The following is a 24,218-nucleotide window of genomic DNA, read 5'->3' on the forward strand; positions in this document are numbered from 1 at the left end:
GACGCGGTGGACGGCGCCGAGCACCCTGCGGCGCGGGTTGTGACGATAATCCGCCGAGATGGCCGGGAACTTGCGAGCTGATCAAGATTCCGTACGGACCGGGCAGTTCGGTCCCGGCGGCGGTCCGGCCGTCGCGCCTTCGGCGTCCCGGCGGCCGGTCGGGCCACCCTGGTCCGGAGGGCCGGGCGGGCCCGCAGGGGCCCGGACGGGCCGGATCCACGGACGGGAGCGGGCGGATGACGGGATCGACGGGCGGGCGGCTGGCGGGCAGGTCCGCGGTGGTGACGGGTGCCGCGCTGGGCATCGGCCGGGCGACCGCGGAGCTGTTCGCCGCCGAGGGCGCCCGGCTGGTGGTCACCGACATCGACGCGGCGGCCCTGGAGGTGCTCCGCGCCGCGCTGGCGGCCGACGGCGCCGAGGTCCGCGCGGTGGTCGGCGACGTCTCGGTCCCGGCCGACGCCCGGCGGATGGTCGAGGAGGCGGTGGCCGGGTACGGCGGCATCGACGTGCTGGTCGCCAACGCCGGCATCCTGCCGCTGCAGAACGTGCTGGACGCCACCCCCGAGGACTGGGACCGGGTGATGGCCGTCGACGGCCGCGGGATGTTCCTCACCTGCAAGTACGCGATCGAGCACATGGCGCCGGTCGGCCGCGGCTCGATCGTCTGCCTCTCCTCCATCTCCGGGCTGGCCGGCCAGTCCGGCCAAGCGGCTTACGGACCGGCCAAGTTCGTCGCCTCCGGGCTGACCAAGCACCTCGCGGTGGAGTGGGCGGGCAGCGGCATCCGGGTCAACGCGGTCGCCCCCGGTACGATCAGGACCGACCGGGTCCGCCGGCTGCCGCAGGAGCCCGGCGGTCAGGAGTACCTGGACGCGATCGTGCGGCAGCACCCGCTCGGCAGGCTGGGCGAGCCCGAGGAGGTGGCCCGGGCGATCCTGTTCCTGGCGTCGGACGAGGCTTCGTTCGTGACCGGCGTGGTGCTTCCCGTGGACGGCGGGTACCTGGCGCAGTGAAGTCCCCGCGCAGGTAAACCCCCTGACGGCTGCTCGGCCGCGTGTCACCCGGACCGGTGGCACCCCGGACCCGCTCTTGTGCCGATCACTCAGCGCCTCTAGGTTGCTACTCGTCGCGACCGCGCCGGGGTGTGGGCCCGCTCATCGCCCGGGGCACGGCCGCTTCCGTACGCCCGTCCCCGCACCTCCGCTCCTGCATCTCCGCTCTCCGCACCTCTGCCTCCGCACGCCTGCCTCCGCGCGCCCGTCCACGTTGGCCCGTCCACGCGTGCCCCGACGGTGCCGGGCCCCCCGCCCGGTCCGTCGGACGCCCGCGCCGAACGGTTCCACCGTGACCCGTGCGATGCCGTCGAGAAGGAGTACCGCATGTCGCGCCCTCGCCCCCGCGCCGTCCGCCCCCGTGCCGGGTGGTCGGCCCTGGTCGCCGCCGCCGTCGGCTTACTGGCGGTGGCCGGTCCCGGCACCGGGACCGCGCACGCCGTCACCGCCCTCACCGACCGCGCCTACGTGGTCAACACCGACGACGACACCGTCTCGGTGGTCGACGCGACCACCCACGGGGTGATCGCCACCGTCCCGGTGGGCGCCGGCCCCGACGGTGTCGCCCTCGGCCCGGCCGGGACCAAGGCCTATGTGGCCAACCTCCGCAGCGGGACCGTCTCGGTGATCGACACCGCGGCGGGCGCCGTCACCGCCACCGTCCCGGTCGGGCAGTTCCCGAGCGGGGTCGCCGTCGACGCGGCCGGCACCCGGGCGTACGTCGCCAACGCGGGCGGCGACTCGGTCTCGGTGATCGACACCGCCACCGCCACCGTCTCCGCGACCGTCCCGGTCGGCCGCAACCCCAACGCCGTCGTCCTCGCACCCGCCGCCGCCCGCGCCTACACGGCCGACGCCGGCGGGGACACCCTCTCGGTGGTCGACACGGGCGCGGGTGCGGTCACGGCCACCGTCCGGGTCGGCTCCGGCCCGGTCGCGGCGGCGGTCAACCCGGCCGGCACCCGGGTGTACGTGGCCAACTCCTACGCCGCCACGGTGTCCGTGGTCGACACCGCCACCAACACGGTGACCGCCACCGTCCCGGTCGGCCGGATCCCGCACTCGGTGGCCGTCAACCCGGCCGGCACCCGGGCGTACGTCGCCAACCTCTCGGACAACACCCTGTCCGTGATCGACACCGCCACCAACGCCGTCACCGGCACCATCGCCGTGGGGCCGGCCCCCGCCGCGGTCGCGGTCAGCCCGTCCGGCGGCTTCCTCTACGTCACCTCGGCCGGCGGGAACAGCCTCGGCGTGGTCGACACCGGCACCGGGCTCGCCACCACCAGCACGGCCGTCGGCAGCCTCCCCTCGGGGGTGGCCTTCGTACCCCGGCCGCTCACCCCGCCCCGCGCCGACCTCGCGGTCGGTCTGACCGCCCAGGCCCCCGCCCTGCTCCCCGGTGCCATCGGCTACACCCTGACCGCCCGCAACAACGGTCCGCAGGCGGCCGCTTCGGCCACCGTCACGGCGACCCTGCCGCCCGGCGCCACCGCCACCGACCTCAGCGCGGGGTGCACCACCTCAGGCCGTACCGTCACCTGCTCGGCCGGGGCGCTCGCCAACGGCACCACCGCCACCTGGACCTTCCGCAGCGCGGTCGGCCTGCTCGGCCTCGGCCCGGTCACCACCACCGCCACCCGCACCGCCTCCGCCCCGGCGGACCCGACCGCCGCCAACGACACCGCCGCCGCCACCTGCACCGTGGTGTCGGTCCTGCTGGTGCGCTGCTGACGCGGGCTCCCCGCGCCGGGCCGTGAACGGGCGGGGGCGTACCACCTGCCGCCCCATGAGCTCCCCCGCGCCCCGGGAGGTCCGCGGGTGAACCCGGCGGCCACGCCCTGACGGTCTCAGCTCTTGCGGACGCAAATCCCGCGCCGACGGACTGAGGTGAATGGGCGTCGGCCTCGGGGGTGCGCCGTGTGGGTGGTCCGGTACCTCATCGCCTGGGCCTTGGTGCTACCCGCCGGGCTGCGGACGGTCGTCGCGGCGCGCCCCGCTGCCCGCTGCCCGGCCCGGTCCGCTGTGCCTGGCGCACGTTCCCCCCCCTCACTCCGTCGTCCCGGAGGGGGACGGCGGGAATGCGCAGACGGTTCCGGCCGGCGGAGGGTCAGCCGGGCAGCAGCAAGAAGCGCAGCGGGGTGCCCGGGCGGGCCTGGGCGGCCGGTGGGAGGTCGGCGGCCGGGACCACCCCGACCACGGGGTAGCCGCCGGTGGTGGGGTGGTCGGCGAGGAAGATCACCGGCTGGCCGTCCGGCGGCACCTGGACGGCGCCCAGGACCAGCCCGGCGCTCGGCAGTTCGCCGGCCCGGGCGCGGCCGACGGCCGGGCCCTCGGTGCGCAGCGCCACCCGGTTGCTGGCGGCGGCGACCCGGTAGGTGTCGCGGGCCAGCGCCGCCACGCCGCTGAACCAGTCGGCGTGCGGTCCGAGCCGCAGCCGCAGCACGAGTTCGGCCGGGGGAGCGGGCAGCGGCACCAGCGCGGCGCGCGGCCCGGCGGGCGCGGCGCCGACCGGCAGCCGGTCCCCGGCCGCCAGCGGTGCGGGCCCGAGCCCGGACAGCAGGTCGGCCGAACGGCTGCCCAGCACCGGCGGTACCGCGAGGCCGCCCGCCACCGCCAGGTAGCCGCGCACCCCGTGGGTGGCCGCGCCGACCTCGACCACCGCGCCGGCCGGGACCCGTACGGCGGTGCCCCAGCCCGCCGGCCGGCCGTCGACGGTCACCGGCGCCGGCGCTCCGGTGACGGCCACCAGGACCGGCGCGAGGGCCCGCAACGCGACCCCGCCGAGGGTGGTCTCCAGCGCCGCCGCGCCGTCGGGGTTGCCGACCAGCCGATTGGCGGCGCGCAGGGCGGGCTCGTCGAGCGCCCCGGCGCGCGGCACCCCGAGGTGCGCGACGCCGCGCCGGCCCAGGTCCTGAACGGTGGTCAGCGGGCCGGGCCGCACCACCTCGAGTCCGGCCCCGGCCCGTACGTCCTCCGGTACGGCCGCGGGCCGGGCCGCCGCCGCCCGTTCAGCCATGCCCCACCACCGGGGTGAACCGCACCCGGACGCCCGGTGCGAGCAGCGCCGCCGGCTCCCGTCCGAGGTCCCACAGCACGGCCTCGGTCCGGCCGAGCAACTGCCAGCCGCCGGGGGAGGAGCGGGGATACACGCCGGTGTACGTCCCGGCCAGGGCGACCGAGCCCGCCGGGACGGAGCTTCGCGGGGTGGCCCGCCGGGGCACCTGCCACCGCTCCGGGAGGCCGGTCAGGTAGCCGAAGCCGGGGGCGAAGCCGCAGAACGCCACCCGGTACTCGGGCTCGCTGTGGATCCGGACCGCCGCCTCGGGCGACACCCCCCACAGCGCCGCGACCTCCGCCAGGTCGGCGCCGTCGTAGCGGGTCGCCAGCTCCACCGACGGACCTGCCGCGGGCGGGTGTTCGGGGAGCTCCCAGCCCGTCAGCAGCCGGGCCAGCGCGGCCCGGTCGGCGACCCCGTCCAGCAGGACGGTCCGGGCCGCCGGGATGATCTCCGTGATCGGCGGCAGGTCGGCCCGGCGGGCGGTCAGCAGGGCGTACAGCGCGGCGACCTGTTCGGCCGACCCGACCTCCACCAGCAGCGCGTCCTCGCCGACCAGCCGGACGGCCGGATGACCGGCCATCAGACGAACGCCTCCACCCGCACCCCGGCCGAGGCCAGTGCCCCGCGCACCCGCCAGGCCAGCTGCGCGGCGCCGGGGGTGTCCCCGTGCACGCACAGCGAACGCGCCTCGACGTCCACCAGTTCGCCGCCGACCGCCGTGACCTCGCCGTCCCGCGCGATGCTCACCGCCCGTGCGATCACCGCCTCCGGGTCGTGCACCACGGCCTCCGGGTCGCGCCGGGGCACCAGGGTGCCCGCCCAGGTGTACGCCCGGTCGGCGAAGGCCTCGGTCACCACGGGCAGTCCGACCCCTTCCGCCACGGCGAGCAGCCGCGAGCCCGGCAACCCCAGCACCGGCAGCGGACCGTCGCAGACCGCCCCCGCCCGCAGGACGCCGGAGACCACGGCCTCGGCCTGCTCGTTGTCCTGCACCACCCGGTTGTAGAGGGCGCCGTGCGGTTTGACGTACGAGACCCGGGAGCCGGCCGCGCGGGCGAACACCTGGAGTGCGCCGATCTGGTACGCGATCTCGTCGGCCAGTTCCTCCGGCGGCACGTCCATCGCGCGGCGCCCGAAACCGGCCAGATCGCGGTACGACACCTGGGCGCCGATCCGCACCCCGCGCTCGGCGGCCAGCGCGCACACCCGGCGCATGGTCGAGGGATCCCCGGCGTGGAAGCCGCAGGCGACGTTGGCGCTGGTCACCACCGACAGCAGCGCCTCGTCGTCCGTCAGGGTCCACCGCCCGAACCCCTCACCGAGGTCCGCGTTGAGATCGATCACCGTCTCGGCCACGCCAGTTCCCGCCTCCCAGCAGCTCCTGAGGGTGATCGTAGGGCCTGATCGTTTCCGCGGGGGTACCAGCGGGTCCGGACGCCGGAGGGCGCGCGCCGTGGCGCACGCCCTCCCCTGCGCACCCGCCGTCCGGTGCCACCCGACGCCACCCGGCACCGGGCGTCCGCGGGCGGGCCGGGCGGGCGGAGCGGCCGGTCAGGCGGTCAGGTCGAGCGGGCGGGTGCGGACCGCCTCGGCCCACTCCAGCCGCCGGATCCCGCGGTCCACGATCAGCAGCGGGATCACACCGATCACCCCGAACGACATGTCGACGAATCGCCAGTACAGCGGGATGCCGCGGAGCGGACCGCAGATCAGCGCCAGCGGGATGACCCCGGCGCAGGCGATCATCGCCCAGCGGATCACCCAGACGTTGCGCACCGGGTCCCGCAGCGGACCCCAGAAGGCCACCGCGATCACCAGGTGGGCGAAGGCCAGCCAGTCGGTCCCGTACGCCAGGAACGGGTAGCGCTGGTTGGTGTCGGCCACGCCCTCGCGGACCCGTTCGCTCCAGCCGGCCAGGGCCGGGAAGTGGTCGCCCACCGCGCTGCCGCCGATCAGGTCGGCCGCCCAGCGGGTCTCCGACTCCAGCGGGAAAGCGGTCAGTCCGCTCAGCGCCAGGCAGACGATGAAGATCCACAGCCAGCACCGGACGCTCCGGCGGATCCTGTCCGGGTTGTCGGTCATTTCGCACGCCCCCATGTCGAGCGGCAGCCCGGGATCCGGTCCCGACCTGCGCGGAACCGACTCTAGACACAAAATTGAACACGTTCAACACGGCTTCGGGCGGGGCGGAACCGGCACATCAGCGCTCGTTTCGGATGTGTCGGTGCGAACCTCTAATCTTGTCCACCGTGACCGCCATCGCAGACCAGCCCGCAGACCAGCTGCTCCGGCCCGCCGCCGCAGCCGCCCGGCCCGCGCCCGGACCCGCCGCCGACGAGGGCCTCGCCCGCAGGCTCAAGGCGCTGGCCTGCACCGCGCCGCTGCACGACCTCGACAGCCGGAAGGTCAACCTGGCCGGCGAGTACGGCTCGTACAGCATGGCCGAGGTCGGCCTCGCCGCCATCGACCTCGTCACCCTCAACATGGACTTCGACACCGGCGCCGACCGGGACATAGTGCTCGGCCGCCTGCTGCCCCGGATCGCGGCGCAGAACCCGCGCCGGGCCGCCGCCGAGCACGAGCGGGTCGCCCGCTGGGTGCTCGAGTCCCTGATCAACGTCGGCAGCGTCGACCGCGGCTTCCGCGCCGTCTACGGCACCTTCGACCCGGACGGCGGCTACGTCCGGCGCGACTACGACTTCAAACTGATCGAGGAAGTACCCGGCCCCGACGGCGGCGTCTACCTGCGCACCACCGACGAGGCCGTCAACGTCCTGGTCGGCGCCCTCGACACCGACGTCACCTCCGCCCAGATCGCCGCCGAGGTCAAACTCGAGGTACTGATCCGCCGCGGCCGCCTCGCCGACGCCCAGCTCGCCGCCGAGCAGGCCCGCTACCGCACCGTCCAGTACGCCGAGACGCTGCGCCGCGCCCTGGAGGCCACCCGGCGCAACGTCCGCGCGGTCGACTGGATGGAGACCGTCCCCGACCTGATCGACGAGGCGCTCGACCACATCGCGGACCGCTACCGCCACGAGAACGCGATCCTCACCAACATCCGCAAGGCCCGCGACGAGACCGAGGAGCCCGAGCACAAGCGCCGCGCCGCCGAACTGGTCGACATCGTCAAGGACTGCATCCGCCGCCACACCCAGCTGCAGACCCGCCTCCTCGAGGCCGGCCCGCTGTTCCGCGCCGAACAGGACCGGCAGGCCTTCGCCACGCCCGGCGCCCGCAGCGGCATCGACCTGTACGGGCACCTGCTCGCCCCGCTCCTGGAACTCCCCGTCGGCCGGGCCACCGGGCCCACCGACGCCTTCTTCGCCCGCGGCGCCGGACTGCGCACGCCCGTCTCGGTCCGCGTCACCGACCTGGTCGACCTGCTGCTCACCCCGCCCGTCGAACGCGAACACCTGGGCGCCGAGCTCCCCGAACCCGACCTGGTCGCCACCCCGGACGACAGCCGCTTCTCCGAGGCCCAGCTCGAATCCGCCCTCGAACTGCTCGATCTCCCCGCCGACGCCCCCCGCCGGCTCTCCGGCCTGCTCGCCGACGCCCGCCGCCAGGACCCCGACCTCCCGTACCTGGTCGCCCTGCTCGCCGTCCACGCCGCCAGCCCGCCGGTCGGCACCGCCTACCGCCAGGGCGAGGAACGCCTCCTGTTCGCCGTCGACGACGGCACCCGCCTCGACGACCCCGAATTCGGCGGCGCCGACCTCATCGTGGGCAGCGCCCTCCTCGACGCAGCCGGCATGGCCGCCGACCGCAAGGAGGCCACCTGATGCCCACACCCCCTTCCCCGGGGCGCGGGGGACTGCTTTCCCAGGGGCGCGGGGAACTGCGCGAACAGCCACCCCTACCTGCCGCACCTGCCCTCCGTCCCCGGATGGCACTCACCCAGGGGCGCGGGGAACTGCGCGAACAGCCACCCCCACCCGCACCGGACATCCGTCCTGAGGCGACCACATCCGTGCTCCCCGCTCCGGGGTGCCGAGTGTCGTACGCACCTCGGTGCGGCTCCGTAGCCTCCCGTTTCGCGCAGTTCCGCCCCCAGCCTCCGGCCGGGGGTGCCCCCAGCGCCCCTGGGAAGCGGCCTGCCCGTCGTTCGCCCCTCGGAGGGGTGCGCCCCGTCCGCGCCGAGTACCGTCCGTCCCGCACCAAGGAGCCCCGCCCGTGATGACCCCCCACGACACGGCCTGGCCCTCCGAGAGCGAGCCGGCCGCCCCGGCCGCCCTCACGCCGGCCGATGTCACCGACGCCGCCCGCCTGGTCTCCTTCGGCCTCCAGGCGAAGCTGCTGCCCGCCCGCGACGCCGAGTACGCCGAGCTGGTCCGCCGCCACCGCGAGGACCCGGGCTTCGCCCGCCTCGCGGACGCCGTCGCGACCGGCATGGGCCTGGTGGTCCTGGAGGTGTCGCCCCGGGCCGGCATGGCCGTCGCCGCCGCCGAGGACTCGGTCTTCGCGGTCCGGATGGGCGACTACTCGCGCCGTGCCGCCTCCGAGTCCACCGACCGGTTCCTGCACGGCCTGGCCCACCTGGCGGTCGCCGCCCTCGCCTTCCCGCGCCCGGAGGACCTCGCCGACGAGGGCTACCTCGGCCGGGTCACCGTCAACGGCGTGGACGCGTTCGTCCGCCAGGCGTGCCGCCGCCTGGAGGAGCGGGCCGAGGCGGAGGGCGCCAACTCCGACCCGGCCAGCGACGCGCCCGGGCTGGAGGCGGCCTGGCGGGTGTGGGCCCGCCGTTCGGCGACCGGCGCCACCAAGGACGCCCGCCGACTGTCCGGCTCCACCATCGGCATCGTCTCCAAGGCGGTGCTGTTCCTGGTCGACTCCGGCTTCCTGCAGAAGACCTCGGACGACGCCGGCGGCACGTACCGCACCACCGCCCGCTACCAGCTCCAGGTCCGTGACCTGGCCGCCAGCGCCGCGATGGCGGAGCTGACCGACCTGGGCGTGGTCCCGGTGACCGACGGCACCCCGACCCTCCTCCCGCCGGACACCTCCGACGACCTGGTCGCCGACGCGGGCCTGCCCTTCCACTCCCTCTGACCCCGGCCCGGCCCGCCCGGCCGCGCGCCCGCGCCCCTGCTACCCGCCCCCGCCCACTGGAGAACCGCCGCACATGTACGAGCTCAACCGGGTCCGCCTGTACTCGATCGGACCGGCCGGTGCGCGCTACGCCGACACGGTGCTCGACCTGCGCGGTGTCGGCGAGCCGGTGGCCGAGCCCCGGCCGCAGCAGATCGGCCTGTTCGGCGAGGAACCCGAGGGCCCCCAGCGCCGTCCGGCGCCCGCCGGCGTGCTGTTCCTGGAGAACGGCGGCGGCAAGTCCGTCCTGCTCAAGCTGATCTTCTCGGTGATGCTCCCCGGCCACCGCAACACCCTCGGCGGCGCCAGCTCCGGCGTGCTGCGCAAGTTCCTGCTCGCGGACGACTGCGGGCACGTCGCCCTGGAGTGGCAGCACACCGTCACCGGTGAGCTGATCGTGGTCGGCAAGGTCAGCGAGTGGCGCGGGCGGCAGGTCTCCTCCGACCCGCGGAAGTTCGCCGAGACCTGGTACTCGTTCCGTCCCGGCCCCGGCCTCACCCTCGACTCCCTCCCGGTGGCCGAGCGCCCGAGCCTCGGCCCGGACACCAAGGCCCGAGGCCGGCGCCGCACCATGAAGGGGTTCCGCGACTCGCTCACCGAGGCCGGCAAGACCCATCCGCACCTGGACCTGGTCTTCGAGGACATCCACGACCGGTGGAACGAGCACCTCGGCGAGCTCGGCCTGGACCCCGAACTCTTCCGCTACCAGCGCGAGATGAACGCGGACGAGGGCGAGGCGGCCGGCCTGTTCGCGGTCAAGCACGACTCCGACTTCACCGACCTGCTGCTGCGGGCCGTCACCGACACCCGCGACACCGACGGCCTGGCCGACCTGGTGCACGGGTTCGCCGCCAAGCTGGGCCGCCGCGCCGAACTCACCGCCGAGCGGGACTTCACGGCCGGCTCGGTCGACCTGCTGCAGCGGATCGTCGAGGCCACGGCCGCCCGCGAAGGCGTCCGCGAGACGCACCGCGCGGCCGAACGCCGCACCCGCCGGCTCGCCCAGGCGCTCGGCGCCCGGGCCGGCGTCGAACGGGACCGGGTGCACGACCTGGCGATCGAGGTGGCCTCCGCCGCCGGCGCCGTCACCGCCGCCGAGGCGGACCGCACCCGGCACTCGCTGATCACCGCCGAGCTGACCCACCGGCACGCCACCCTGGGGCTGGCCGCCGCCACCGTCGAGGCCGCCGGACTGCGCCGCGAGCTGACCGAGGCCCGTACCCTGCACTCCGCCTGGCAGGCCGCCGAGGCGGTGCTGCGCCAGCGCGCCGCCGCCGACCGGGTGGCCCGGGTCTCGGTCGCGATCCGCGAGGCCGAGCTGGACGCCGCACCCGCCCTCGCCGCCCGCGCCCAGGCCGCCGGTGCGCTGGCCCGGGCCCTGGAGTCGGCCGCGCTCGCCGCCGAGACCAGGGCCGACCAGGAGGAGCTGCGGGCCGGCGAGCTCCAGGAGGACGGTTCCACCGCGCAGGCCGAGGCGACCGCCGCCGCGACCGCCGCCCAGAAGGCCCGCAGCGAGGCGGAGCACCTGCGCCAGCGCCTCGCCGAGGTCGAGCAGGAGACCCAGGCCGCCGTGGAGGCCGGCTGGATCGACCCCAGTTCGCAGGAGCCGGACCCGGCCCGCGCCGCCCTGCACGCCTCGGACGCCGAGAAGGCGGCCACCGCGGCGCTCGTCCAGGCCCGCAGCGCCGCCGAGCAGTCCGCGGCCCGGGTCCGGGAGGCCGCCGCCGCCGAGGCCCGCGCCGAGCTGGCCGCCGCCCGCGCCACCGACGCCCGCACCGCCGCCGAACGAGCCCTCGCCGCCGAGCAGCGCACCGCCGCGCAGCTGGCCGCCGAGCCGCGGCTCGCCGACCTGCTGTCGCTCAGCCCCTACCAGGAGGGCGGCGACGAGCAGGAGGGCTTCCTGACGCCGCGGATCCTCGACGCCAACGCCGAGGACCTGCGCGACCGGCTCGACCAGGCGGTCGCCACCGCCGAGCGGACCCTGTTCGACCTGCGCACGGCCGCCGCCGACGACTCCCGCATCCTGGCCGCGCTCGGCGACGGCGGTCTGCTGCCGCCCGGGCCCGACGTGCTGGCCACCGTCGAGTACCTCGGAGAGCACGGCATCCCCGCCCTGCCCGGCTGGCGCTACCTCGCCCAGTCCGTCGACCCGGGCGACCACGAGGCGATCCTGGCGGCCCGCCCCGAGCTGGTCGACGGCGTGGTGGTCACCGACCCGTCCTCGCTGGAGCGCGCCCGCGACGCGCTGCAGGCCGCCGCGCTGCTCCCGCGTTCCACCGTCGCGGTCGGCACCGCCGCCGCGCTGATCGCCCCGATCGAGGCCGAGCCGGCCTTCTTCCTGGTCCCGCCGAACCCGGCCATGCACGACGAACGGGCCGCCGACGACGAGCGCCGCGAGCTGCGCACCCGGGCCACCGCCCGCGAGGAGCACATCCGCGAGCTGGCCGCCCGGCTCGGCGGCGACCGGGCGCTGGCCGCCCGGCTCGCCTCCTGGCACATCCAGTGCCCGCCCGGCACGCTCGCGGAACTCGCCGACGCCGCCCGGGCGGCCGCCGAGCAGGCCGAGACAGCCGCCGCCGGGCTCGCGACCGTGCGCGCCGACCACACCGAGGCCGAGGCCGACCACGCCGTCGCGGCCGCCCGCCACGAGGAGCTCCGGGAGACCGCCCAGCAGGCCCGCCGGTCCGCCGACGCCCTGGCGGGCCTCGCGTTCCGGCTGCGCGAGCGCGCCAACTGGACCCGACGGCAGCGCGAGCTCGCCGACGACGCCGCCGAGTGCGAGCGCCGCCGCACCACCTGCGCCGAACGCGCCCGTACCTGCGACGAGGACCGCCGGGCCGCCCAGCGCGCCGCCGACGACGCCCGCCGCACCGCCCGGACCCTGCGCGCCGAGCGCGCCGAGCTGGCCGGCCTCGCCGAGGACGCCCCCGAGCAGGCCGCCCCGGCCGCCTCGCTGCCCGCCCTGCGCGAGGCCTACCGGGCCGCCTCCCAGCTGTACGAGAAGGTCGGCGTCGGCGCCGACCTGCGGGCCGAGCAGGCCCGCGCCGAGGGCGACGAGGCCGCCGCCGCGGCCGAACTCGACCGGCTGACCAACAAGGTCCGCACCCGCGCCGAGGAGCTGCTCGCCAGCCCCGACGGCGCCGACGGCCCGGCCCGCCAGGCCGCCGCCGCGCGCGCCGAGGAACTGGTCGCCACCATCGAGGCCCGCTCCGCCACCGCCAGCGAGCAGCTCGGCCGGCTGCGCGGCGAGGCCGAACGCTCCGCCCCCGCCGACGGCGAGTCCCACACCGAGCTGCCCGCCGAGCTGGTCCCCACCGACCCCGACCACGCCCAGCTGCTGCTGCGCACCGCCACCGGGCTGCTCGCCGAGCGCCGCGAGCAGGTCGACGCGGCCCGGACCGTCCACGCCGACCTGCAGCGCACCCTGGAGACCGCCCAGTCGGCCACCACCGACTTCGAGGAGCTCGCCGCCCAGCTCAGGGACGGCCTGCGCGACCACACCGAGGAGGGCGAACCGCAGCCCGCCGAGCCCTACCTCGGCGGCCTCGCCGACGCCCGCGCCGCCGCCACGGACACCCGGCGCGCCCTGCGGACCGCCGCCGCCGACCTGACCGGCGCCGAACTCGCCGTCCGCGACGCCTCCGACGCGCTGGTGCGGCACGCCAACGCGGCCCGGTACGAGGCCGTCCGCACCCCCGCCCGGCACCAGATCCGCGAGCTGCCGGCGGCCGCCCTGCCGGACCACGCCGCCGCCTGGGCCGCCGCCTTCGCCCCGCGGCTGCGGGTGCTCACCGACGAGCTCGCCCAGCTGGAGCGCAACCGCAGCAGCATCGTCGACCGGCTGCGCGGCCTGGTCGAGTCCTCGCTCGCCACGCTGCGCGCCGCCCAGCGGCTGTCCCGGCTGCCTGAGGGCCTCGGGGAGTGGTCCGGCCAGGAGTTCCTGCGGATCCGCTTCGAGGACCCGGACCACACGGTGCTGGTCGAGCGGCTCGGCGAGGTGATCGACGAGGCCACCCGGGCCGCCGTCAAGAAGAACTCCGACCTGCGCCGGGACGGCATGTCACTGCTGCTGCGCGGGGTCGCCGCCGCGATCGGCCCGCGCGGGGTCGGCGTGGAGATCCTCAAGCCGGACGCGGTGCTGCGCGCCGAGCGGGTCAGTGTCGGCCAGATGTCCGACGTCTTCTCCGGTGGCCAGCTGCTCACCGCCGCCATCGCGCTGTACTGCACGATGGCCGCGCTGCGCGCCAACGACCGCGGCCAGTCCCAGCTGCGGCACGCCGGCACGCTGTTCCTCGACAACCCGATCGGCCGGGCCAACGCGACCTACCTGCTGGAGCTGCAGCGGGCGGTCGCGGACGCCCTCGGTGTGCAGCTGATCTACACCACCGGACTGTTCGACACCACCGCGCTGGCCGAGTTCCCGCTGGTGATCCGGCTGCGCAACGACGCCGACCTGCGGGCCGGCCTGAAGTACATCTCGGTCGAGGAGCACCTGCGTCCGGGCCTGCCCGCCGCGCCCGACCCGGACGGTCCGGCGATCCACGGCGAGATCACCGCCACCCGGATGTTCAAGCGTCCGGCCGAGGCCCCGGCCGCCGCGGAGGCCTGAGCACCGCCCACCCGCACCGCGCACCTGCGCCGGACGACCGCGCCGTTCAGGCGTCCGGCGCGGGGCCGCGGGCCGCGGTCAGGGCCGCGGCCAGGGCCTCCGTGAGGTACGAGGCGACCAGTGCGGGCTCCTCGGCGGGGGTGAAGAAGCTCTCGCCGGGCAGGGTGATGACCCGGATCCCGGGCCGGGAGAGCAGCAGGCGGCGTTCGTCGGCGGTGATGCCGCCGTCGCCGCTCTCGCCGTGCACCACCCAGGCCGGCCCGTCCGCGCCGCGCAGCCGCGGCGCGACCGAGCCGTACCGGTCGAGGTACCCCAGGTAGCCGCGCAGGACGCGGCGCATCACCCGGGGGTCGTTGCGGCGCAGGTCCGCGACCAGTTCCGCCTTGCGGTCCGGCGGCAGCGGGCTGTCCTTGGCCGCGCCGTCGACGATCTTCAGCATCGCGCTGTACGGCAGGTGGCCCAGCACCAGCGCGAGCCGGTCCAGGGTGCGCAGGAACCGGCTCTCGTCCTGCCGGGAGAAGCTGGGGGCGAGCAGGATCACCGGCCCGCGGAAGCGGCCGGAGGCGGCCATCTCGATCGCCACGTTGGCGCCCATGCTGTGCCCCACCACGACGTCGGCGCCGAGGCCGGCCGCGCACTCGGCGGCGAGGCGGGCGTAGTTCTCCAGGCCGCAGTCGCGCGGCGGGGGAGTGCCGCCGTGCCCGGGGAGGGTGACGGCGGTCAGGCGGACCCCGGCGAGTGCCGGTTCGGCCATCAGCTCGCGGTACTCGTCCGCGGTGCACAGGCCGCCGGGCAGCAGCAGGGCCCGCTGCTCGGCGTCGTCCGGACCGGAACTGATCCGGTCCCAGCTCAGCCACGACCATCCGTGGCCCGTCGGTTCGGCCATGTCTCCACGGTAGGTCCGCCGTCCGGGGCCCGCCCGGTCAGCCGCCGGGGGCGAGCAGCAGCGCATGGGCGGTGTCCCCCGGCTGCCCCGGGTGGGCGAGGTCGGCGCAGACCAGCAGCACCTCGGCCGCCTCGCCTAGCGTCAACAGCCGTGCGGCGAGGGTGAGTCCGTCGGTGAGCCGGTCGCCGACTGGAGTGATCGAGAGCATCGGTCCGGCCAGCCCCCAGCGGGCGGCGACCTGGCCGAGTGCGGCCGTCGGCGCGGACTGGAACAGCAGGGGTTTGGCCACCGGTTCGCCGCGGGCCAGGGCCAGGGCGACGGCGTGGGCGGTGGCCGGGTCCGAGCGGAGCGAGGACAGCAGGACCGCGGTCCGCTCGCCGCGGGCGGGCGGTGCGGGCGGCTCGCCGTAGCGGGCCCGCAGGCAGTCCTCGGCGACGGCCGTGACCAGCGGCGGGAAGCGGGAGACCAGGAACCTGCCCTGGTCCGGGCGGGCCGTGGGCGCCCCGGGCGGCGGCCAGTGCGCCTCGGCCAGCACCCGCGGGGCGGGCGGCCGGGGCGGCCCGTGGCTGCGGCCGGGCGCGGGGCAGGGCTTGAGGCAGGGCTTGGGGCCCGGCGGGGGGCCGGTCACACCCGCTCCAGCAGCAGTGCGGTGCAGGTACCGCCGAATCCGGCGCTGAGGCTGAGCGCGTACCGGGCCCGGGTGGGCCGGGCCCGGCCGAGGACCAGGGTGAGCGGGCAGGCGGGGTCGGGGCCCAGGTGGCCGGCGTTGACCGGGAGCAGCCGGTGCCGCAGGGCCAGTGCGCAGACCGCCAGTTCGACCATGCCGGCGGCGGTCAGGCAGTGGCCGTGCAGGGGCTTGGTGGAGCTGACCGGGACCCTCGCGGCGTGCGGTCCCAGGGCGCGGTGCAGTCCGGCGGCCTCGCTGGGGTCGAAGGCCGGTGTGGCGGTGCCGTGCGCGTTGACGTAGCCGACCGCGTCCGGGCCGAGGCCGGCCCGGTGCAGGGCGGCGGCGACGGCCCGCGCGGTGCCGAGCCCGGCCGGGTGCGGTCGTGCGACGTGGTGGGCGTCGCCGGCCTGGCCCCAGCCCGCGATCCGGGCCAGCGGGGTGGCGCCGCGGCGGCGGGCCTCCGCCGGGCTCTCCAGGACCAGTGCCCCGGCGCCGTCGCCGAGCAGCGGTCCCCGCCGTCCGGTGCTGAACGGGCGGGCGATTCCGTCCGGCGCCAGCACGCCGGAGCTGTCGAAGGAGGCGAACGTGTCCTCGGTGACCAGGTGCCCGGCCGCCACCACCAGCCGCGGGTGTTCGCCGAGGGCGAGCTGGGCGGCGGCGTCCGCGACCGCCGAGGCGGCCGCGGCGCAGGCGCCGGTGTGGATCCGCTGGAGGCCGAGCAGGCCGCAGTCGGCGGCGAGCGGGGCGGTGGGCGGGTCCACGGCGGTGGTGAGGTGGCGGGCCAGCAGCAGTGGGGTGACGGCCCGTTCGGCGCCGGTCAGGCCGGCCCCGGTGCAGGCCCGGTCCACCAGCGCGGCCAGTTCCGCCGTCAGGTCGGGGCTGCCCGGCAGCGTGGCCGCGTACCGGGCGCGGCGGCCGGTGACCTCGAAGCGGGTGACCGGGGAGAGCGCGGGTTCGCCGCTCAGCAGGCCGGTCCAGAGGTGCTCGGGTCCGCTCCCGTACGCCGTCAGGGTGGCCAGCCCGGTGATCACCGCCATCCGGTGGCCTCCCGCGGTGGCCGGCGGAGGGCGGCGGGGCGTGGACGAGTGCCGTGCTCGAAGACGTGCATCGTGCCCGAACGCTATCACCCGCCGTGCCCAACTCCGGGGAGGAGAAGCCTCGTTGTGCCGGGGCGTCGGCCCGGCCCGGAGGCCCGGCGGCGGCCGTGACGGCGGCTCAGGAGACGCGCTTGAGCTGCCAGGCGTTCTTGGCGGTGCTCGGGGTCGAGGTGGGCTGGCAGCCGCCGTCGTAGTACTCGCCCACCGAGACCCAGCCGGCCGGCGGCAGCATCGAGGAGCAGGCGTTGACGACCGTGCCGACCGGGTAGCCGGTGAGCTGCTTGAGCTGCCAGGAGTTCTTGTTGAAGCCCTGGTTGGGCGCGTAGACGCAGCCGCTGTTGTAGGAGATGGAGACCGCCACCCAGCCGGCGGGCGGGAGGCTGGAGGCGCAGGCGGTGACGGTGGTCCCGGCGGCGTAGCCGGTGAGCTGCTGCACCTTGCGGATGTTGGGGCTGAAGGTCGATCCGCAGCTGAAGCTGTTCCACCACTGGACGTCGACCCAGCCGCTCGGCGTCAGCGAGGACGAGCAGAGGGTGGCGGTGTCGCCGGGAGCGGCCTGCGCGGTGGACAGCGGGACGGCGGTCAGTGCGGCGGCGGCGCCGAGGACGACGGCGGCGGCACGGAGTCGGGTCATGGGTGGCGGGCTCCTGTTCGGGTCGGTCCGGGGCGGGGGAGGGCGGCCCCGGGCTTCCATTCCTAACCCGGCGGATCGACGGCGAACAGCCTGTTTCCGGCCCTCCGGGCGGGGTGCGGATCGCGCCATCGCCGCAGGTCGGAGGGGTCCGGCGGGCCGGATCCCACCGGTGCACGGCGCATCAGCCGGCGATAAGTCACTCTTTCTCCACGTCAGCAGATGTGCATGTGCTGAGGGCTGCCTGCACCGCCCGGCCCGCTGCCTGCACCGCCCGCCCGGCCCGCTGCCCGGACCGGCCGGTCCCCGCGGCTGCTGCTCCCGGGGCCGGCCCGTCCGGGCGATGACGGGTGCCTCAGCCCCGGGTCGCCGCCGACACGTAGCGCACCCGCATCGGGTGCCCCGGCTCGGTCGCCGCGGTGAGCGGGGCGCCGTACGCGTCGGGCAGGCCGCCGCCCACCGCCACGTCCAGCACCACGAACATCCCGTGGTGCACGGCCCGGTCCCAGGCCTCGGCCCCGACCTGATCGGCGGTCACCCGGTGGTACTCGGCGCCGTCCAGGTACCAGCGGACCTGCTCCGGCGCCGTCGAACGGTCGACCTCCACCGCGTACGTGTGGAACCCGCCGCCCCAGCAGTCCGCGCACGGCCGAAGGCCCGAGCCGAGGCCCGCCGGCTCCCGGCACGGCCCGCCCTGCGCCGTACCGCAGTGCAGCGTGCCGAAGACCGACGGCCGGCCGCCCACCGCCTCCAGCACGTCCAGCTCGCCGACGCCCGGCCAGCCCGTGTACCCGTCGCGCAGCGCGCCGCCCAGCGTCCAGAACGCCGGCCAGTACCCGCCGGCGGCCGGACCGCCCACCGCCGGCAGCGCGATCGAGGCCTCGATCCGCAGCACACCGCCGGGCGGCGCGGCCAGGTCCGCGCGCCGGGTCTCGATCCGGCCCGAACTCCACCGCCCGCCGGCCAGCGTCGGCCGGATCTCCAGCGCGCCGGCGCCGTCCAGCCGGACGTTCTCGGCCGAGTCGGTCATCGTCTCGACCTCGCCGGTGCCCCACTGGGCGGCCGGGCAGCCCGGGTAGCAGGTGCCGAGGTCGTACTGCCACAGGTCCGCGGAGGGCCGGCGCCCGGCCGGGCCGTCGAACTCGTCCCGCAGCACCTCGGTCCAGCCCGCGCCCCCCGCGGGCGCCCCGCCCCCGGTGAGCACCCCGGCCTCGACGAGCAGCCGCTCCAAGCGCGGCGCCAGCACCACCGCCGCCGTGTTGGTCAGGTGCGCGTCGTCCCGGTACAGCACCACCCGGTCCAGCACCGCGGGGCAGCTGCGCCCCGAGCCCGGGCACAGCACCGGGTTGACGGAGACGCTGCGCACGCCCGGCACCGAGCCGGCGGCCACCGCCTCGGCCAGCGGGTCCGGCCACAGGCCCGCCGGGCGGGCGAACCCGCAGGCCGCCGGATCCGCGGTGTGCCCGGACAGGCAGGCGGGCACGTCCAGGCCCGGCACCGGGGTGTCCTGGAGGTAGACGATCGGCACGCCGAGCGCCCGCAGCGGCTCCAGGGTCTGCTGCCAGCCGCGCAGCAACTGCTCGCGGTCCGCGGTGTAGCGGTTCAGCGAGGCGACCACGATCAGCTTCGGCTTCGGCCCGCCGCGCAGCCGCTCCAGCGCGGCCGACCGCCACTGGTCGCACTCCTGGTAGACGCGGCCGAGCTGCGGGTTGACCACCGGCACCTGCGGCAGCGGGCAGCCCTGCTTGACCAGCTCCTCCAGCGCCCAGTGCCGCTGCGCCGCGATGCCGAGCAGCGGGGAGAACCACTGCCCGGCGTGCGAGTCGCCGAGCAGCACGATCCGGTCGGCCGCGGCCGGGTCGCCGAACCGGCAGTCCGGGCTGGTGACGGCGGCCGGCGGCACCTCGCAGGCACCGTCCGGCGGGAAGTCCTGCCGGGCCTGCACCGGGTTGGGCACCACCGGGCCGCGGGTGGCCCCGCCCGGCAGCAGCAGTGACGTTCCGTCGGGATTCCCGGCGGCCAGCCCGGCCAGGTCCACCGGTCCGGCCGGGCCGAGCACCCGCAGCGTCCCGGTCCCCACCACCAGCGCCAGCACCACCGGCAGCACCACGGCCGTCAGGCCCAGCGACAGCCCGCGCCTGGGCAGCTCCGCCACCACCCGGCTGTGCCGCAGCGGCCGCTCCACCCAGCGCATCGCCGCGTACGCGGGCAGCGCGGCGGCGCAGGTCAGCAGCGTCCGCACGGGCCGGCCGAGCACGCCGAAGCGGGCCTCGGCGAGCACCAGCACCGGCCAGTGCCACAGGTAGAGGTTGTACGAGAGCCGGCCGAGCGCCCGCGGCGCCCGGGTGCCGAGCAGCCGCCCGACGGTGTGCGGGCCGCGGCCGTCCCGGTCGGCGGTCCCGGCCAGGATCACCGCCGCCGTGCCGGCCGTGGGCAGCAGCGCGGCCCATCCCGGGTACGCGGTGGCGGCGTCGAAGCCCAGCACGGACCAGCCGATCGCGGCCAGTCCGGCCCAGCCGAGCAGTTCACGGGCCGCGCGCGGCCCGCGCAGCCGGTGCCAGGGCGCGACCGCGAGCAGCGCGCCGGCCCCGAACTGCCAGGCCCGGGACGGGGTGCCGAGGTAGGCGAGGGAGACCGAACCGGCGGTCCAGTGCAGCGCCAGCGCGAACGAGGCGGCGGTCAGGCCAGCGGTCACGGCGCCCAGGACCGGGCCGAGCACCGGTGTCCGCGCCCGCCGGCGGCGGGCGGTCACCAGCACCACCAGGGCCACCAGCGGCGCCCACGCCAGGTAGAACTGCTCCTCCACCGCCAGCGACCAGAAGTGCAGCAGCGGGCTCTGTTCCCGCCCGGCGGCCAGGTAGTCGGTCTGCAGGCCGATGAAGCGCCAGTTGGCGACCGACAGGGCGGCCGCCAGCACGTCGTGCTCCAGGTCGGTACGGCGCAGCGGCACGGTCAGCCAGGCACCGGCGACCGCCACCACCGCCAGCACCAGGGCGGCGGACGGCAGCAGGCGGCGGGCCCGGCGGGAGAAGAACTCGGCGAGGTGGATCCGGCCGTGGGCGGCGGCCTCCCGGACCAGCAGGCCGGTGATCAGGTAGCCGGACAGGACGAAGAAGACGTCGACGCCGACGAACCCGCCGGCCAGGCCGGGGACGGCGGCGTGGAAGCCGAGGACGGCGAGGACCGCGACGGCGCGCAGCCCCTCCAGGTCGGGGCGGAAGCGGCGTTCGCCGGGGGCGGGCCGCGGGGTGAGCACGGTGAGCGGGTCGGTCTGCTGGTCGGGCCGCTGGTCGGGCCGCTGGTCGGGGTCAGCGCTGATGGACACGGGTGTGACGACCTTTCAGCCCAGCCAGGGCAGCATCGGCGCCACCCAGCCGGAGGCGAGCAGTGCGGTCAGGGCGAGCGAGCTGGTCACGGCCAGCGCCTCGGGCCAGCGGCGCGGGCGCATCGAGGGCCGGGCGCGGCCGGGGCGCTGCGTGCCGCGCAGTTCGACGGCGAGGTCGCGGACCAGCGGCAGCCCGATCTGGGCCTGGACCAGCAGGTACAGGCCGAGGCCCCAGGTCGGCCACCAGCCGTACGCGGCGACGGCGAGGGCGAGGCCGACGGCGGTGGCCGCGAGGACGCCGGCCGTCCAGAGCATGGTCACCAGCACCACCCGCCGGGCCATCCCGCCGGGGCGGGTCCGGCCCGCTCCGGTGGGTACCCAGGCGGCGCTGCGCCCGCGCAGGGTGTGCAGCAGGGCGGCGCCGGCCGCGAAGGCCATCAGGGTGTTGGCCCGGATCACCTCGATCCGCCAGCGGGTCCGGCTGACCCGGGGCAGCAGCACGTGCCACAGCCACAGCAGCGAGATCAGCGGCAGCGCGTACCAGGCCCGGACCTGGCCGGGGAACCAGAACAGCATCACCAGCGGTGGCAGCGGGGCGGTGAGGATGTTGACGAACATGGTCAGGTAGCCGACCACGCCCTCGTAGTAGCACAGCCGCATCCGCCAGGGCAGTCCCAGCCGGGCCAGCTCGGAGCCGCCGAGCAGGTGCAGGTTGCCCATCGCCCAGCGGTACTGCTGGTTGACGAAGGGGGCGAGGCCCGCCGGGGAGGTGCCCTTGGCGACCAGCACCGGCACGTACACGGTGCGGTAGCCGCGCCCGTGCAGGGCGAGGCCGGTGTACATGTCCTCGCTGTGGTCGAGCCGGGCGAAGCCGCCGGCGGCCTCGATCGCGGCGCGCCGGTAGACGGCGTTGCTGCCGCAGCAGATCGCCGCGTCGCTGGCGTCGCGGGAGGGCTGGATCCAGCGGAAGAACCACTCCTGGGCGGCCCCGGCGGCGCGTTCGATCCAGCCCATCGAGGGGTCGGTGTCGAAGCACTGCGGGCTCTGCACGATACCGACCCCGGGGTCGGCCAGGTACGGCACCAGGTGGTGCAGGAAGTCGGGCCGGGGGGCGAAGTCGGCGTCCAGGATGGCGATGAACTCGCCGTCGCCGAGGCCGAGCGCGTGGTTGAGGTTGCCGGCCTTCTTCAGGTGGCCGCGGTCGGGCCGCACCACGTACCGGTAGCCGTGGGCGCGGGCCAGGCCGGCCACCTCGGGGCGGTCCGCGTCGTCGAGCACCCAGACGGTCAGCGCACCGGGCCAGCGCAGGCCGGCGACCGCGCGGTAGGCGTTGGCGAGCACCGGCAGCGGTTCGCCGCAGGTCGGCAGGTAGAGGTCGACGGCCGGGGCGGTGGCGGGCCGCCAGGCGGCCAGCAGCAGTTCGTGCGAGCGGCGGGTGAAGCGGCGCCCGCGCAGCCCGTTGACGCAGGACAGCACCAGGGCGACCAGGTTGAGCGCGAGCACGGCCAGGAACGGCCAGAGCGCGGCGGTGCGCAGCGAGAAGGACACCATGGTCAGCGCGGAGCAGACGAAGGCGAGCGAGGAGCAGATCGGTACCCAGCGGCGCTGTGGGCCGAAGTACCAGTAGAGCTCGCGGTCGGTCGGTGGCGCCGGTAGGTGATCGGCAGTCATAGGGCCCCCACAGCCGTCGAATTGGGACGTCTCGAGGTCAGGCTACCGGATTGGTATAGACCATCTGTCGATCAAGGATGAACACCCGGACAACTCCGGTGACGGGCGCGTTGCGCCCGGCGCGGGCGGGCCCGCGGCGAGGCCGGTGCGGCCGACGCGCGGCGGAGGGATCACTCCATCGTGGGCGTGGCGCAGGTCGGACCGGCAGCTGGTTGATGATTTGTCGGCATTCGTCCATGCTGGACGCCCGGGCGGAACTTCCCCGAGCAGAGGGTCTTCGTCCACATCGGCACCGGAGGGCGGCCGTGACAGAGAACTTCGGCGTGGAGCTTCGCGAGCAGCTGGCATCGGCCCGCCGGGCGCTGGAGCAGGCGCGGGCCGAGGGGGACGAGGACGGGGTGGAGGCCTACCGGGGCCGGATCACCGCCCTGCTGCGGATCGCCGCCCGCAACGGCATCGACCTCCCGCACACCGCCGAGGAGGGTCGGGAGGACTGACCGTCCGGCCCCTCAGGGCCGGGCGGCGTCGCGCTGCGCGGCCAGGGCGGCGACCACGCTCTCCAGCAGGCCGGGGTACAGCCGGGCCAGGTCGTCCCGGCGCAGCGCGTTCATCTTCGAGGTGCCCTTGCGCCACTGCCGGATCACGCCGGCCTCGCGCAGCACCCGGAAGTGGTGGGTGCTGGTGGACTTGGTCACCGGCAGGTCGATGGCGAGGCAGTTCAGCGCGGCCCCCGGCGCGGCCAGCTCGGCCACGATCCGCAGCCGGACCGGGTCGGCGAGCGCGTGCAGCACGCACTCCAGCCGGATCTCGTCGGTGCCGGGCTCGGGCAGGGTGGTGCACGCCTCCGCCGCCCCGGGCGCTGTCTCCGCTGTGGTCTGGTGCACACCTCATGGTACGAGAGTTCTCGTAGTTTGACAGTTCTCGTAGTACGGCGGCTATCGTACGAACGTCACCGTGACCCCGCCGCCTTCCGGAGGACCCGCATGAGTGCCCTGTTCGAGCCGCTCACCCTGCGCTCGCTGACCATTCCCAACCGGGTCTGGATGTCGCCGATGTGCATGTACTCCGCCGCCCCCGAGGGGCCCGAGGAGGCCGTGGCCACCGACTTCCACCTGGCCCACCTCGGCTCCCGCGCCGCCGGCGGCACCGGACTGGTGATGGTCGAGGCCACCGGCGTGAGCCCCGAGGGCCGGATCTCCCCGTACGACCTCGGGCTGTGGAACGACCGGCAGCAGCAGGCGCTGGCCCGGGTCGCCGCCCTGATCGCCGGCCACGGCGCGGTCCCGGCGATCCAGCTCGCCCACGCCGGCCGGAAGGCGGGCTCCCGGCAGCCGTGGCTCGGCGGCACGCCGCTCGACGCCGCCGAGGGCGGCTGGCAGCCGGTCGGCCCGTCCCCGCTCGCGTTCGCCGCCCACCCGCTGCCGCACGAGCTGACCGTCGAGGAGATCGCCGAGGTGGTCCGGTCCTTCGCCCGGGCCGCCGAGCGCGCGCTGGCCGCCGGTTTCCGGGTGGCCGAGGTGCACGGCGCGCACGGCTACCTGATCCACTCCTTCCTGTCCCCGGCGGCCAACCACCGCACCGACGGCTACGGCGGCTCCTTCGCCGGGCGGGCCCGGCTCGCCCTGGAGGTGACCGCCGCGGTGCGCGCCGTCTGGCCGCAGGAGCTGCCGGTGTTCTTCCGGGTGTCCGCCACCGACTGGCTGCCCGGCGAGCCCAGTTGGACCCTGGAGGAGAGCGTCCTGCTGGCCAAGGAGCTCGCCGCCGCCGGCGCCGACCTGGTCGACGTCTCCAGCGGCGGCCTCGCCCCGCACGCCGAGATCACCACCGGCCCCGGCTACCAGGTGCCCTTCGCGGCCGGGATCCGGGCCGCGGCCGGGCTGCCGGTCAGCGCCGTCGGCCTGATCACCGAGCCCGAGCAGGCCGAGCGGATCCTGCGCGACGGTCACGCCGACGCCGTGATGCTCGGCCGCGAACTGCTGCGCAACCCGTACTGGGCGCACGACGCCGCCCGCGCCCTGGGCGCCGAGCGCCGCTGGCCCCGGCAGTACGGCTTCGCCGTCGGCAGCCGCGGCTGACCCCGGGGCGGGCCCCGGGGCCCGTCAGCCCCGCGAAGGCGCCCGGCGGCCGTCCA

18 protein-coding genes are annotated in these 24,218 nt (G+C 76.3%); 7 read left to right on the forward strand and 11 right to left on the reverse strand.

What is annotated here, in order from left to right; genetic code table 11:
• The first annotated feature begins 236 nt into the window (after nucleotides 1-236).
• Nucleotides 237-1,013, forward strand: coding sequence for an SDR family NAD(P)-dependent oxidoreductase (locus tag AB0D08_RS24320; protein WP_033824139.1), 777 nt, complete (start codon nucleotides 237-239; stop codon nucleotides 1,011-1,013).
• Nucleotides 1,014-1,379: 366 nt separating this feature from the next.
• Nucleotides 1,380-2,786, forward strand: a complete 1,407-nt coding sequence (locus tag AB0D08_RS24325) for a YncE family protein (RefSeq protein WP_359891542.1) — start codon at nucleotides 1,380-1,382, stop codon at nucleotides 2,784-2,786.
• Between the two features lie 376 nt (nucleotides 2,787-3,162).
• Here the strand turns inward: AB0D08_RS24325 and AB0D08_RS24330 are convergent, their stop codons facing one another.
• From AB0D08_RS24330 to AB0D08_RS24345, 4 genes are all read right to left on the reverse strand, one after another.
• On the reverse strand, nucleotides 3,163-4,071 hold the full coding sequence (locus AB0D08_RS24330; RefSeq protein ID WP_359891544.1) for a biotin-dependent carboxyltransferase family protein: 909 nt from the start codon (nucleotides 4,069-4,071) through the stop codon (nucleotides 3,163-3,165).
• A complete protein-coding gene (gene pxpB, locus AB0D08_RS24335) occupies nucleotides 4,064-4,693 on the reverse strand; it encodes a 5-oxoprolinase subunit PxpB (RefSeq protein WP_359891546.1) in 630 nt (209 codons plus the stop codon). The genes AB0D08_RS24330 and pxpB overlap by 8 nt, the downstream gene beginning before the upstream one ends.
• Nucleotides 4,693-5,469 carry a 5-oxoprolinase subunit PxpA gene (locus AB0D08_RS24340; protein WP_233289164.1) on the reverse strand — a complete coding sequence of 259 codons (777 nt, stop codon included), beginning with the start codon at nucleotides 5,467-5,469 and terminating at the stop codon, nucleotides 4,693-4,695. Before AB0D08_RS24340 ends, pxpB begins: the two co-directional genes overlap by 1 nt.
• Before the next feature lie 195 nt (nucleotides 5,470-5,664).
• Entirely contained in the window at nucleotides 5,665-6,195 is a 531-nt protein-coding gene (locus tag AB0D08_RS24345; protein ID WP_051813190.1) for a hypothetical protein, read from the reverse strand.
• Between the two features lie 176 nt (nucleotides 6,196-6,371).
• Here AB0D08_RS24345 and AB0D08_RS24350 point away from each other — a divergent pair, with 176 nt between their 5' ends.
• The 3 genes from AB0D08_RS24350 to AB0D08_RS24360 all read left to right on the forward strand — a co-directional run bounded on the left by AB0D08_RS24350 (nucleotide 6,372) and on the right by AB0D08_RS24360 (nucleotide 13,810).
• The gene (locus tag AB0D08_RS24350; protein WP_149038336.1) at nucleotides 6,372-7,895 is read left to right on the forward strand and encodes a hypothetical protein; all 1,524 of its coding nucleotides are present in this window, start codon (nucleotides 6,372-6,374) and stop codon (nucleotides 7,893-7,895) included.
• Nucleotides 7,896-8,289: 394 nt separating this feature from the next.
• Nucleotides 8,290-9,162, forward strand: a complete 873-nt coding sequence (locus AB0D08_RS24355) for a hypothetical protein (RefSeq protein WP_033822290.1) — start codon at nucleotides 8,290-8,292, stop codon at nucleotides 9,160-9,162.
• A gap of 73 nt (nucleotides 9,163-9,235) precedes the next feature.
• A complete protein-coding gene (locus AB0D08_RS24360; RefSeq protein WP_359891549.1) occupies nucleotides 9,236-13,810 on the forward strand; it encodes a hypothetical protein in 4,575 nt (1,524 codons plus the stop codon).
• 46 nt (nucleotides 13,811-13,856) lie between these two features.
• Here AB0D08_RS24360 and AB0D08_RS24365 read toward each other — a convergent pair whose 3' ends face one another.
• From AB0D08_RS24365 to AB0D08_RS24390, 6 genes are all read right to left on the reverse strand, one after another.
• A complete protein-coding gene (locus tag AB0D08_RS24365) occupies nucleotides 13,857-14,696 on the reverse strand; it encodes an alpha/beta hydrolase (RefSeq protein ID WP_033822876.1) in 840 nt (279 codons plus the stop codon).
• Between the two features lie 37 nt (nucleotides 14,697-14,733).
• Nucleotides 14,734-15,324: a hypothetical protein gene (locus AB0D08_RS24370; RefSeq protein WP_051813461.1), complete on the reverse strand. Its 591-nt coding sequence runs from the start codon at nucleotides 15,322-15,324 to the stop codon at nucleotides 14,734-14,736.
• On the reverse strand, nucleotides 15,321-16,400 hold the full coding sequence (locus tag AB0D08_RS24375) for a beta-ketoacyl synthase N-terminal-like domain-containing protein (RefSeq protein ID WP_359891552.1): 1,080 nt from the start codon (nucleotides 16,398-16,400) through the stop codon (nucleotides 15,321-15,323). Before AB0D08_RS24375 ends, AB0D08_RS24370 begins: the two co-directional genes overlap by 4 nt.
• A gap of 178 nt (nucleotides 16,401-16,578) precedes the next feature.
• Nucleotides 16,579-17,094, reverse strand: a complete 516-nt coding sequence (locus AB0D08_RS24380) for a hypothetical protein (RefSeq protein WP_359891555.1) — start codon at nucleotides 17,092-17,094, stop codon at nucleotides 16,579-16,581.
• 352 nt (nucleotides 17,095-17,446) lie between these two features.
• Nucleotides 17,447-20,347 (reverse strand): SGNH hydrolase domain-containing protein, encoded by a 2,901-nt coding sequence (locus AB0D08_RS24385; protein WP_359891567.1) that lies wholly within the window; start codon nucleotides 20,345-20,347, stop codon nucleotides 17,447-17,449.
• A gap of 84 nt (nucleotides 20,348-20,431) precedes the next feature.
• A complete protein-coding gene (locus AB0D08_RS24390) occupies nucleotides 20,432-22,087 on the reverse strand; it encodes a cellulose synthase catalytic subunit (protein ID WP_033822874.1) in 1,656 nt (551 codons plus the stop codon).
• 305 nt (nucleotides 22,088-22,392) lie between these two features.
• Between AB0D08_RS24390 and AB0D08_RS24395 the strand changes: the two genes are divergently transcribed.
• On the forward strand, nucleotides 22,393-22,584 hold the full coding sequence (locus tag AB0D08_RS24395) for a hypothetical protein (RefSeq protein ID WP_033822873.1): 192 nt from the start codon (nucleotides 22,393-22,395) through the stop codon (nucleotides 22,582-22,584).
• Nucleotides 22,585-22,596: 12 nt separating this feature from the next.
• Here the strand turns inward: AB0D08_RS24395 and AB0D08_RS24400 are convergent, their stop codons facing one another.
• Nucleotides 22,597-22,917, reverse strand: a complete 321-nt coding sequence (locus AB0D08_RS24400; RefSeq protein ID WP_033822879.1) for a helix-turn-helix domain-containing protein — start codon at nucleotides 22,915-22,917, stop codon at nucleotides 22,597-22,599.
• Nucleotides 22,918-23,070: 153 nt separating this feature from the next.
• Between AB0D08_RS24400 and AB0D08_RS24405 the strand changes: the two genes are divergently transcribed.
• A complete protein-coding gene (locus tag AB0D08_RS24405) occupies nucleotides 23,071-24,162 on the forward strand; it encodes an NADH:flavin oxidoreductase/NADH oxidase (RefSeq protein ID WP_359891558.1) in 1,092 nt (363 codons plus the stop codon).
• Nucleotides 24,163-24,218 lie beyond the last annotated feature (56 nt).

Source organism: Kitasatospora sp. NPDC048540 (assembly GCF_040651175.1).
Classification (GTDB): domain Bacteria; phylum Actinomycetota; class Actinomycetes; order Streptomycetales; family Streptomycetaceae; genus Kitasatospora.